We start from the raw sequence: 13,000 nt of genomic DNA, 5'->3' as shown, positions 1-13,000 counted from the left end.
ATACCAACAAAGGCGTCAGAGGAGTTTAGAAATTTCCCAATGGTACCAAGAGTAGTTTATGGAAAAGGCAGTTTTGATACTTTAGGTGACATTTTAATGCCAAAAAGAAAGCATTCAGAAGCACCAATGATTTATTTGGTTGATGATGTTTTTGAGAATACAGAACTCATTAATAGAATTCCGAGTATATTTTGTGATCAGATTGTTTTAATTTCTGCCGAAGAAGAGCCCAAAACTGGACAGGTAGATGCTCTTGTGAAGATGATTCAGGAAAAGTTCACCGAATTGCCATCGGGCATTATCGGAATTGGTGGTGGCACCCTTTTAGATATGGCAAAAGCAGTCGCAATTATGCTGACTAATAAAGGTAGCGCATCAGAATATCAAGGATGGGACCTGGTTAATAAACAATCAATATATCACGTAGGTATACCTACCATAAGTGGTACCGGTGCTGAAGTTTCAAGAACTACAGTATTAATGGGTCCAGAAAAAAAGTTAGGTATAAATTCAGATTATACCACTTTTGATCAAGTTTTATTAGATCCAGATTTAACCAAAGGTGTACCAAAAGAACAATGGTTCTATACAGGTATGGATTGTTATATACATTGTATTGAATCTTTGAACGGAACATTCTTGAATGCATTCAGTCAGAGTTATGGAGAGAAATCTTTAGAACTTTGCAAAGAAGTTTTTTTAGAAGACATATTGGCATCAGAAAGTAGGGAAAAATTAATGATGGCATCATGGCATGGTGGTATGAGCATAGCCTATTCACAAGTAGGTGTTGCACATGCTATGAGTTATGGTTTAGGGTACGTTTTAGGTGTAAAGCACGGAATAGGCAATTGTCTTGTTTTTCAATATTTAGAAGAGTTTTATCCAGAGGGAGTTGCGTTATTCAATAAAATGCTAAAAAAGCATAATATAGAATTGCCAAAAGGTATATGCGCAAACTTGTCTAATACAGAAATGGATACGATGATTACCGTTGCATTAGGAATGGCACCCTTATGGGAAAATGCATTAGGCGAGCAATGGAAATCTATTATTACCCCCAAAAAGCTAAAGACTATTTATCAAAAAATATAGTCAAATATAATATTACCTTTTACTCATAAAAAGAAGGTTTGTCGGTAAGGCAAATCAATACCCTTGTCGTATGCAACAAATAGCAAAATTTATATATTTTAAAATTCTAGGGTGGAAACTAAATGGAGAATTTCCCTCTCATTTAGATAAGTTTGTAGCTATTGTGGTGCCACATACCAGTTGGTGGGATTTTCTTTTAGGACTATTAATTCGTGCAGTTTGGCAAGAAGAAATTAATTATATAGGAAAAAAGAGTTTATTCAAACCACCATTCGGATGGTTTTTTAGATGGACAGGTGGTGCACCTATAGATCGTACAAAAAACAGTGATACGGTAAAAGCGACAGCGCAAATTTTCAGCGAACGAAAAAAATTCAGGTTGGCACTTTCACCAGAAGGCACAAGAAAAAAAGTAGAAAAATGGAAAACAGGTTTTTATTTCATCGCTAAAACTGCAAATGTACCTATTGTACTAGTCGCCTTTGACTACGGTAAGAAAGAAATAAAATTATCAGAGCCCCTTATTCCAACAGAAGATAAAGACGCTGATTTTATTAAGTATCATGCTTTTTTTGAGGGGGTTGTGGGGAAGCATTTATAGTATTTTCTAGTTCGTTTCGTTATTGAAATTTTCTAAATATCTACTCGTTGTATAGTAGATAATTTTCCATTTATTTAGTGTTAAATGTATTACTTTAAAAGAATGATTTTCTCGAAATCCTTAACTATTGAAGTTGTGTGAGAGTTTCTTTGAATCTTTTATTGTTCGAAATTATGGTAGTTTAACCTATTAACTATACAGTATATCGAAAAAAAGAACATTAAAGATACCTAAAACTTTAAATAATTCTTATTTTCAAAGAATTGAATAAAACCATATCCAACCGGTTTTCCCCCCTTCCATATTCTGATGGACTTGTTGTATAACTATTAGTTTTTTTAAACCCATTGCTTACTTGAAATTGGTCTAGTTATCTATTAACCTAAAATAACTAGAATGGAAAAAAATTACCCAAGACGTCTTTTTCTTGGTAAGTCTTTGTTGGTAGCAACAGGGCTTATTTGTGTTCCAACAGGGGCAATCGCAAAAGAATTAGGTTCTGATAGTGCACCATTTAAGGGCTACAACCCCTATACAGATTATAAAACAGATTTACGAACTTCCCTTTTTGGTAAAGAAGTATCTGTATCTGGTAAAATATATGATGCTTCGGGCAAAACTACGATACCAAATGCCTTTGTAGAGGTATGGCATTTATCTCCAGAAAAACAGGTTTATAAACATCGCGGTAAAATGTATACCGATGACGATGGCAAGTATCAGTTTATAACAGACTGGCCAAACCGTGAGCCAGGTAAACAACACCGTATTTATTTTAAAATTTCAAATGATGGTAAAACCATTTTTACAGAACTATTGTTCAGTGATTTTGGAGCACATATTACAGATAAACATTGGGAACAAAATCAGCAATTAGCTGAAAACATACGTTTCCCTTCTTTCTCTACTTTTTTAAATAAATCAACAATCGATTTCAATATTTCAATTAACAACTAAACGTAAATAATTATGGAACCATTTATAGGACAAATAATGATGGTAGGCTTTAATTTTGCACCGCGAGGATGGGCATTATGCGATGGTCAACTTTTATCTATTGCATCAAATTCTGCATTATTTTCATTACTCGGAACCACATACGGTGGCGATGGAAGAACCACCTTTGGTCTACCCGATTTACGCGGTAGATTGGCAGTACATGTAGGTCAAGGCCCAGGTTTGCAAAATAGAGCATGGGGTCAGAGATTCGGAGTTGAAAATAATTTTTTAACTGAAGCTAATTTACCTTCTCATAAACATACAGTTAATTTACCGGCAAAGGAAGAAGCTAATGCTGAAGTTCCTACTGGAAATTTTATAGCGGGTGCAGGTTTTGATGGTTTTGGTACAACCAGTGATACAACTATGGCAACACTGCCTGTAAGTAATACTGGGGGTAATGTACCGATTACTAACATGCAGCCTTCATTAGGAATTTATTACGTCATAGCTCTTGTTGGAATATTCCCATCTAGAAGTTAATTAATAGTATAAAAACTCACCAACCAAAACCGGACAATATGAAAAAATTTACTTTATTATTGGTATTTTACCTTACTACATTTCTTGCATTAGCACAGACCTCTTTAACTGCGGGTGATATCGCATTTCTAGGTGTCAATACTGATGGAGTCGAAGATGCAGACGATTCTTTCGCATTTGTACTGCTAAAAGACGTTGATATTAATACTTCAATAATTTTTACAGATAGAGGTTGGAACGATGGTACTGGTTTTGTTGAACCATTGGCGGTTGGTGATGGTGAATTTACTTGGACTTCAGGATCTGCACTTACTGCAGGTGAAGTTGTGATATTGAATTTTTCAAATTTAAGCCCAAATGCTGCGGCTTTTACGGTTTTAGGGGATCAATTGTTTGCCATTCAAGGTGCTATTTCTAACCCTATATTTATAGCAGGTATGCAACTGAATATTGGTACAGGAAGCGATGATGCCAATTGGGATGGCGCTGCAACGAGCAATACAACTTCAGCTTTACCAGATGCGTTGACCACTGGTGATACGGCAATACGATTTCCAATAGAGCAAGATAATTGGCAATTTAGTTGCTCAACAGGCTTATGTCCGTTATCAGGTACAGCAGAGGAGATTCGTTCCATTCTTCATAATCCGGTGAATTGGGTTAGTGATAATACCAATGTTTTTCCGGGAACTGTAGATGTAAACCTCGGTACCATAACTGTAGGTCCTGTAAATACACCACCAACAATTACAAGTTCAAGTACAGCAAATGTAGAAGAAAATCAAACATTAGCTATACATGTAGAGGCTTCTGATGATATAGATGTAGAAGGACCAGGTTTAACGTACAGTCTTACCGGAGATGGTGTAGACCAACTACTTTTCAATATAGATGAGGTAACAGGTGAAGTAACATTTATGAACGCACCAGATTTTGAAAACGCAGAAGATGAAGGTGGTAATAATATATATGAATTTCAAGTAACCGTAACCGATAGCGGGGGATTAGCCGCAATGCAAGATATCAGCATTACTGTAACGAATGTTGATGATACACCACCCACAATTTCATCCCTTACTCCTTTAAACGGAGCAACCGATGTTGCCGTTGATGCCAATTTGGTGGTAGAATTCAATGAGGACGTACAGGCGGTCTCGGGGAATAATATTATAATTTTAGCGAATTTAGTACCTGTGGTCACTATCCCCATTGATGATTCTCAGGTGACCATCGGTGGAAGCACTTTGACCATAAATCCAACAGCAGATTTGCCATCCAATGCCAGTATTTCGGTTGGTATCCCTGAAGGTGGGTTAGAAGATTTGGCAGGTAATGATTTTGGAGGTATTGATCCCACTACCGGCTGGGTATTCACGACGGCTGTGCCTGTTGACAATACCCCCCCAGTCATTACCTGCCCAGCAGATGTTTTTATTGCGTTCGGCTCACCTACAGATCCCGCGAATACTGGTTCTCCAGATGCAACGGATGCTAATGGAATCGATGCAATTAGTTTTGCCGATGTGGTGGAAGAAGTTAACGGATTTAGTTCTATTTGGAATGCTCCTATTAGCCAAAGAATAACTAGAACATGGACTGCCTTTGATAATACTGGTAATTCAACTTCATGTGTCCAGACTATTTCAATCGAGGTTGCACCGGACAATGCCCCCCCAGTAGCCGTTTGCCAAGACGTTATGGTTCAATTGGACCCTAACGGCAACGCTACGGTCAGTGTCACCGATATCGATAACGGTTCTAGCGACAACGAGGGCAGTATTACGTACGGCGTACAACGCAGGGTCGCAAGAGTATTTGACCAGAACGCAACACCCGATGCCATTTTTGGTTCTGGGAATGCCAATGGCAGTTTTACGGTAAACCAAACAGGTAGTGTAGAACTTGGCCTACGGGCAAAGGTTCGCTACCCGACTCCTATGAACACCTTTAACAGTAATGGTGACGGAACGTACCAACATTTAGCCATGGCTGGATCACCTGCGAGCAGGGCAGGTTGGAATTTTGAGTGGAGCGTAAACACCGACCCTACAAGCACTGCAGGCGATAAACTTAGCGGTCTTACCTATGAAATGGGTATTGATTTCGATGCCAGTACAGGCACCGATTATTATGTATTCGACCCTATTAATCAGCCCTTTGCGGACCATGCCATCGGTACTAATATGACGACCAATGGTGGTGGTGTGGAGGCTACGGATCCAGCATCCTATGCAGGGTTATTGGCAGCGAACAATGTAGCGCAGAACTCATGGAACCTTGATTTCTTCAATGAATTGGCGGGTAAGACCTTCGACCCAACGGTTGATGGCACCTATGAGGTGTACTTAAAAGCATTTGATGGCAGCGGTGCCAGAGTTGGTGAAACCAAGATTACCGTAATTGTAGGTAAAGGGGGGACACCAGGGTTGTTACCGCAGAGCATCGACTTTACCAATGCAGATATTGGGACCAATATAGTAGAACTGATTGTTGTGGATACTGCAGGCAATACAGCCATCTGTACTTCAACGGTCACTGTAAAATCTGCATGCGAGGTTGTAATCGAAGCACAACCAATGGATTTTGTAGTTTGTGAAAAAGAACCCTATAGTTTTAGGGTAGAGGCCACCGGTAATGGTATGCTCTCCTATCAATGGGAATATTTATTTGCTGTTGGCGCATCATGGGATTATTATCCTAATGCTACCGAAAATGTTCTTGATATCCCTGCACAAGGGGCGGTCATTAATGCCGATGGTTGGCTATTTCGTGTCAGAGTGACCTCGGACAACGGTACACCGAACGACCCTTCCGATGATTGTACAACAACGAGTGAAGCGGCGACCTTGACGGTGAACCCGGCCCCTATAGTCGAGATCACCGGAGATGACAGCTATTGCCATGGCGGCAACGGCGTGGTGCTGGATGCCGGAGTTGGATATTCCAGTTATCTATGGTCACCAGGAGGTGAAACCACCCAGACCATATCGGTAACGGAAGGCAGTTATACCGTAGAAGTGACCAATGAATTTGGTTGCAAGAACTTATCGGAGCCGTTTATGGTCACCAACAACCAGCCGTTGGTCTGTAACATTCTACAAGATGTGCTGACTACCGACCATGAGACTACTGACGGTGTCGCTACGGTCAATGTGACGGGGGGAACTGACCAGTTCACGTATCTATGGGATAATGGCGAAACGACACAAACAGCAACCACGTTAACGTATGGCATGCACAGTGTAACGGTCACCGATTCTAATGGATGCGAGACCAATTGCCAAATAGATATTGCCAAAGAGCTGTACTGTTGGACAAATTTGGTGCAAAATGTAAGTGTGCGTGGTGGCAATGACGGTATGGCACGTGTATATGGCCACGGAGGTTATAGGCCTTTCACTTTTCTTTGGGACGATGGTTCTACCAAAGAACTGAATACGGGGTTAACGGTAGGAACACATTATGTGACCATTACAGATGCCACCGGGGCAACATCTCAATGCAGTGTTACCATAACAGAACCGAGTACTGGTAACTGTAATGACTTTACGACGAGTATTGAACAAGAGAAACTTACTACTGACCATGAGACTACCGATGGTATTGCCACAGTATATCCGAAAGGAGGTACTGGTCAATACACCTATTTATGGGACAATGGCGAGACCACCCAGACCGCTACGACGATAACCTATGGTATGCATAGCGTTACGGTAACCGATGCTGAAGGGTGCATAAGCATTGCTCAAATAGACATAGCCAAGGAACTGTACTGCTGGATAAATCTTTATGGGAACGTAAGTATTCACGGTGCTAAAGATGGTTCTGCCATGGTTCATGGTAACGGTGGGTATAGACCACATACATTTAAATGGGACGATGGATCAACAGAACAATTAAACAATAATCTAAGTGCAGGCACCCATTATGTAACGATAACGGATGCCACTGGTGCGACATCGAGATGCAGTATTACCATAAACCAACCCAACGAAGAGGTATGTGACGGTGTTGACAACGACGGTGATGGCGACATAGATGAAGGCTTTGACCAAGACGACGATGGTATCTCTGATTGTCAGGACGATTGCGATGATAGAATCGATAGTGACGGCGATGGCATTTCGGACTGTGAGGATACTTGTGATGACACAATCGACACCGATGGTGATGGCATTTCGGACTGTGAGGATACTTGTGATGACACAATCGACACCGATGGCGATGGCATTTCGGACTGTGAGGATACTTGTGACGATACGATAGACTCAGACGGCGATGGCATTTCGGATTGCCAGGATACTTGTGATGACACAATCGACACCGATGGCGATGGCATTTCGGACTGTGAGGATACTTGTGATGACACAATCGACACCGATGGTGATGGCATTTCGGACTGTGAGGATACTTGTGACGATACGATAGACTCAGACGGCGATGGCATTTCGGATTGCCAGGATACTTGTGATGACACAATCGACACTGACGGCGATGGCATTTCGAACTGTGAGGATACTTGTGATGACACAATCGACACCGATGGTGATGGCATTTCGGACTGTAAGGATACTTGTGACGATACGATAGACTCTGACGGCGATGGCATTTCGGACTGTGAGGATACTTGTGATGACACAATTGACACCGATGGCGATGGCATTTCGGATTGCCAGGATACTTGTGATGACACAATCGACACCGATGGCGATGGCATTTCGGACTGTGAGGATGACTGTGATGATACAATAGACACCGATGGTGATGGTGTATCGGACTGTGAGGATATCTGTCCAGGATCGGATGATAATGTGGATACCGACGGTGACGGCATACCTGACGGTTGTGATGTTGAGGAATGTGACGGAGTGGACAACGATGGTGACGGCGACATTGACGAAGGTTTAAATTGCAATACAGGAACCATCGACCAATGTGAGACGGCGTTTGCTAGATCTGCCGATGAAAATGTTAGAACTTGTTTCTTAGATATTTCTAGTTTTGACGCAAATCGTTGGGGATGGACTAATAGCATACCATCTATAAATGGCAATTATGAACTAGATTTATATGCAGCTGCCGGTCAATGTGATATTACAAAAGGCGCATTGGTTGGTAACGTAGTGGTGGTATACAAGAATGGTTTTGTTGATGTAACAGTTTCTGTTTTAAATGGTTATAAGGTGACTGAGGCTCAATTATATGTAGGAAGCAATCCGATTCCTTTAAGTAATAATGGCAGGCAAACCGTCGCACCTGGGCAGTATCCTTATAAAGATGATGTAAATGGAGATTTTAACACCTATACGTTTGAAAATTTGAGTGCTGGCGATATGGATAATTTTTATGTAATTCTTCACGCAAATGTTTGTCCGAATGTGACAGTACCTAAAAAAGCAGCAACAACCAATGTGGATCTGACTGCTTATCCTGTACCATTTAAGAATGAAATAAACCTTAAAATAGAATCACCAAGAAAAATGACAGGGAAGTTATCTATATATGATGCAATAGGTCAGAAAGTTCAGGATTTTGGAAGATATGATCTAAAAGAAGGTGAAAATGAAATAAAGCTATATGTTAATGAATTACCAGTAGGTATGTATTTTATTCATATGTCATCTGATTATGGTAAAGATATCTTGAAGATTTTAGGTAAATAAGTATTTATTCCTATATGCAAAATGGTGTATTTGATTAGTATACCTAAAATTGTCAGAGAACATGTAATTTGAATTTCAACAAATTGAAAAAGCCACCTATATAGGTGGCTTTTTTTTAAATTAACTAGTTAGTTATTCCTCCATAGAGTGATAAACGTTCTGTACATCATCATCCTCTTCTAATTTTTCTAGAAGCTTTTCTACATCGGCAGCTTCTTCTTCGTTAAGTGCTTTGGTTACTTGAGGTATTCTTTCAAAACCTGATGATAATATTTCAAGTTCCCTATTTTCTAATTCTTTTTGTAAGGCACCGAAACTTTCGAATGGTCCATAAATTAAAATACCGTCATCATCAACGAATACTTCTTCTGCACCAAAATCTATCAATTCTAATTCTAGTTCTTCAGGGTCAATACCATCCGCAGGTATTCTAAAATTACAGGTGTGGTCAAACATAAACTCAACAGAGCCGGAAGTGCCTAAGTTGCCATTACACTTATTAAAGTAACTTCTAACATTGGCAACCGTTCGTGTGTTATTATCTGTAGCAGTTTCTACCAATACAGCGATTCCGTGAGGTGCGTATCCTTCAAATAATACTTCTTTATAATCACCAAGGCTTTTATCACTTGCTCTTTTTATAGCACGTTCAACATTGTCTTTTGGCATGTTGACCGACTTGGCATTCTGTATGACTGCTCTTAATCTTGAATTAGAATCTGGATCTGGCCCACCTTCTTTTACAGCCATTACAATATCTTTGCCTATGCGTGTAAAGGCTTTGGACATTGCAGACCATCTTTTCATTTTACGTGCTTTTCTAAATTCAAAAGCTCTTCCCATGGTAAATTATTTTAAACAAATGTACAAAAACAGGCAATGTTCAGAAATCATTAAATCGAATTTCCTTATTAACCTTTTTATCTGTAATTAGTATCGATTATTAAAATTCACTTTCTATTATGTCTTCGATAGTTCTGGCTAGAACAAAATCTTTTTCGGTAACACCATTAGCGTCATGTGTGTTTAGGCGAATATTTAAGGTATTATAAACATTACTCCAATCTGGGTGATGACCTTGTGCTTCACATTCAAAAGCAATACGAGTCATTACAGAAAAGGCTTCTTTGAAATTCTTAAATTCAAATGTGGTTTCTATGGCGCCATCCACATACTCCCATCCGTCAAGTTGACCCAAATAGTCCGCTATTTGCTGGTCAGTAAATTTTTCCATTTCTTTCATAATTGTTACTAATTTAAAACATGATGGTCAATAATATCTTGAAAAGTAAACTGTAAATTTTTAGGTAATTTATTAGTCTTTGGTAAGACTGCCAAATACCTGTCTTCATTAGTGGTATATACCCTTTTTATAATGGGATTAAAATTACCTACACGTTCTAAAACTTCTTTTATAAAATCTTCATGATGCGTTAGGTCATTGCTCCCTAAATGGTAAATACCTGTTTTATTTCTATTGATAAGGTAATGAATTTGCTGAGTAAGCTTATCATCATTAGCGACATTTAATATCAAATTAGGAAATACTTCTACAGGTTCATTTGCTATAATAGCCTTTTTCATATCCTTAACTCTAGGGGAGCTATTGCCAAATACCATAGGCACTCTTAAGATAGCCATTTTATCTTTCGGCAACCTAAGCAGCATATTTTCAATTTTTATTTTTAGTCTGCCATAAACACTCTCAGATAAGGTCTTGTCCATTTCGTAAGATGGATATTTACTGTACGCATCAAAAACATTGGCAGATGATATAAAGTATATTTTACAATCTTCTTTAGAAATGTATTCGGCAATATGATTGTGGGCGATTACCAAAGCAGCAAAATTTCCTCTTAAGGCAGAAACTATAACTTGTGGCTTAACGGTTTCTAAAACTTCAACAATATCATCTTCCTCTAAATTATAATGTACAAATTGTTTATTAGAGGAGAAGGAATTTGCGGCATGACAATAGGTGCCATAGGTATCGAAGTAATTACAAAGCTCTTTGTAAATCGCATTACCTATGAAACCGCTGCCGCCAAGAATCAATATTTTTTTTGTGTCTAATTTCAAAAAATAGAAAGTTCAGTTTCTGTGGTTAATTTTTCTAAAGCAAGCATTCCTAATTTAGAATTTCCTTTGGGGTTGAGTCCGGGAGACCAAGTAGCCACACAGAATTTATTTGGTAGAAATGCAACAATACCGCCACCAACTCCACTTTTACCAGGAAGACCGACTTCAAAAGCAAACTCACCTGCTTCGTCATAAAAGCCGCAAGTCAACATTATGGCATTAATACGTTTTACTTGTGATATGGTCAACAACGTATTATTTCTTCTGCACTTTCCATTGTTCATGAACATGAAAAAAGTGTTCGTTAATTGAACACAGTTCATAGCAAGTGAACATTGATGAAAATAAAAATCTAGAACGATATCAACATCATTATTTAGATTGCCGTATGATTTTAATAGGTTGGCAGCTGCAAAATTTCGAAATCCTGTCCGTTTTTCAGATTTTGCTACACCTAAATCATATGCTATAGTATCGTCATTTGCAATATTTTGAACGTAGGATAAAAATTCTTCCTTCGGATGTTCTAATTTAGAAACTAGAATATCGGCAATTACAATTGCACCAGGATTTATTAACGGATTTCTCGGAATTCCGTTTTCTAATTCTAAAAGAGACAAATGATTGAAAGGATCTCCAGAAGGTTCAACATCGACACGTTTCCAAACTTTTTCTCCAATGAGTCCTAAGGCCATAGAAAGCGATAAGACCTTTGAGATACTTTGAATCGAAAATTTTTCATCAGATTTTCCGGCAGAAAAATTATTTTGTTGAATATCTATAAGATGTATTCCAAAATTGTCAACATTAACTTTTGCTAATTCAGGTATATAATCTGCAATCTTACCTTTATCTTTTTCATTAGATGCCGCTTCATTAATTGAGGTAAGAATATGTTGAAAATCTATCATTTATTTTTTGTAAAAAGGTAATTTAACTACACTTGCAGGAACCGCATTTTTTCGAATTTGAATGTTGATTTTACTACCTAAATCTGAAAAAATTGGTGGAACATAACCTAAGCCGATACCAGTACCTATTGAAGGTGACATAGTACCTGAAGTTACAACGCCTATTGTTTTGCCATTACCATCAACAATATCATAACCATGTCTAGGTATACCACGTGCATCTAGTTCAAAAGCAACCAATTTGCGCTCTGGTCCTTGTTGTTTCTCTTTTTCTAATGCTGCAGAGTTGACAAAATCCTTATTAAATTTTGTCACCCATCCTAATCCAGCTTCAATCGGAGAGGTGTTGTCGTCGATATCATTACCGTAAAGACAGTATCCCATTTCTAAACGTAAGGTATCTCTCGCTGCCAATCCGATTGGTTTAATTCCGAAATCTGCTCCCGCTTCAAAAACCTTGTCCCATATTTGTTTTACCTCGTCGTTCTTACAGTAAATTTCAAATCCGCCAGATCCAGTATATCCTGTTGCAGAAATAATTACATTTTCTATACCTGCAAAATCGGCAACTTCAAAGTGATAAAATTTTATATCGGCTAAATTGACAGAAGTTAAAGATTGCATAGCTTCAACAGCCTTAGGACCTTGAATAGCTAAAAGTGAATACCCTTCAGATATGTTTTTCATATCTGCATTAAATTCATCGTTGTAAGATGAAATATGATTCCAGTCTTTTTCAATATTCGAAGCGTTCACCACTAATAAATATTGTTCTTCTTTAATTTTGTAAATGATAAGGTCGTCAACAATACCACCAGTTTCATTTGGTAAACAACTGTATTGTGCTCTGCCAATAGTCAGTTTCGTCGCATCGTTAGATGATACTTTTTGAATTAAATCTAATGCTGTAGGGCCAGAGATTAAAAACTCGCCCATATGCGATACATCAAAAACTCCCACACCTTTTCGTACAGTTTCATGTTCGGCATTAACACCTTCATAAGAAACGGGCATATTATAACCGGCAAATGGAACCATTTTGGCACCAAGAGATTCGTGAGTTGTGGTAAGCGCAGTATTTTTCATCTTTTTATATTTATTGGCGATACAAATTTATCGAAAATAAATAGAAGCAAATGTGGCTAAACCCCGAATTAGGAAAATATTGT

General features: G+C 38.6%; 10 protein-coding genes. 5 read left to right on the top strand and 5 right to left on the bottom strand.

Annotated elements, in window-relative coordinates; genetic code table 11:
• The first annotated feature begins 39 nt into the window (after positions 1-39).
• The 5 genes from DFQ03_RS11900 to DFQ03_RS11880 all read left to right on the top strand — a co-directional run bounded on the left by DFQ03_RS11900 (position 40) and on the right by DFQ03_RS11880 (position 8,841).
• Positions 40-1,095 carry an iron-containing alcohol dehydrogenase family protein gene (locus tag DFQ03_RS11900; protein ID WP_133673534.1) on the top strand — a complete coding sequence of 352 codons (1,056 nt, stop codon included), beginning with the start codon at positions 40-42 and terminating at the stop codon, positions 1,093-1,095.
• Positions 1,096-1,165: 70 nt separating this feature from the next.
• Positions 1,166-1,696 (top strand): 1-acyl-sn-glycerol-3-phosphate acyltransferase, encoded by a 531-nt coding sequence (locus DFQ03_RS11895; protein WP_133673397.1) that lies wholly within the window; start codon positions 1,166-1,168, stop codon positions 1,694-1,696.
• 396 nt (positions 1,697-2,092) lie between these two features.
• Positions 2,093-2,653 carry a peptidase associated/transthyretin-like domain-containing protein gene (locus DFQ03_RS11890; RefSeq protein ID WP_133673396.1) on the top strand — a complete coding sequence of 187 codons (561 nt, stop codon included), beginning with the start codon at positions 2,093-2,095 and terminating at the stop codon, positions 2,651-2,653.
• A 12-nt stretch (positions 2,654-2,665) separates the two neighbouring features.
• Positions 2,666-3,178, top strand: a complete 513-nt coding sequence (locus tag DFQ03_RS11885) for a phage tail protein (RefSeq protein WP_208295919.1) — start codon at positions 2,666-2,668, stop codon at positions 3,176-3,178.
• A gap of 38 nt (positions 3,179-3,216) precedes the next feature.
• Positions 3,217-8,841 carry an Ig-like domain-containing protein gene (locus DFQ03_RS11880; RefSeq protein ID WP_133673394.1) on the top strand — a complete coding sequence of 1,875 codons (5,625 nt, stop codon included), beginning with the start codon at positions 3,217-3,219 and terminating at the stop codon, positions 8,839-8,841.
• Between the two features lie 132 nt (positions 8,842-8,973).
• Here the strand turns inward: DFQ03_RS11880 and DFQ03_RS11875 are convergent, their stop codons facing one another.
• The 5 genes from DFQ03_RS11875 to gcvT all read right to left on the bottom strand — a co-directional run bounded on the left by DFQ03_RS11875 (position 8,974) and on the right by gcvT (position 12,917).
• Positions 8,974-9,684, bottom strand: a complete 711-nt coding sequence (locus DFQ03_RS11875; protein ID WP_133673393.1) for a YebC/PmpR family DNA-binding transcriptional regulator — start codon at positions 9,682-9,684, stop codon at positions 8,974-8,976.
• Between the two features lie 100 nt (positions 9,685-9,784).
• Positions 9,785-10,075, bottom strand: coding sequence for a 4a-hydroxytetrahydrobiopterin dehydratase (locus tag DFQ03_RS11870; protein ID WP_058105510.1), 291 nt, complete (start codon positions 10,073-10,075; stop codon positions 9,785-9,787).
• A 17-nt stretch (positions 10,076-10,092) separates the two neighbouring features.
• Positions 10,093-10,920: a sugar nucleotide-binding protein gene (locus tag DFQ03_RS11865; protein WP_133673392.1), complete on the bottom strand. Its 828-nt coding sequence runs from the start codon at positions 10,918-10,920 to the stop codon at positions 10,093-10,095.
• Complete coding sequence (locus tag DFQ03_RS11860; protein ID WP_133673391.1) at positions 10,917-11,831, bottom strand: glutaminase; 915 nt, start codon at positions 11,829-11,831, stop codon at positions 10,917-10,919. The genes DFQ03_RS11865 and DFQ03_RS11860 overlap by 4 nt, the downstream gene beginning before the upstream one ends.
• On the bottom strand, positions 11,832-12,917 hold the full coding sequence (gene gcvT / locus DFQ03_RS11855; protein ID WP_133673390.1) for a glycine cleavage system aminomethyltransferase GcvT: 1,086 nt from the start codon (positions 12,915-12,917) through the stop codon (positions 11,832-11,834).
• Positions 12,918-13,000: the final 83 nt, after the last annotated feature.

The organism is Maribacter caenipelagi (assembly GCF_004364175.1).
Classification (GTDB): Bacteria; Bacteroidota; Bacteroidia; order Flavobacteriales; family Flavobacteriaceae; genus Maribacter; species Maribacter caenipelagi.
The sequence above is the reverse complement of the archived record's forward strand: the minus strand, read 5'-3'. Positions and strand labels throughout refer to the sequence as shown.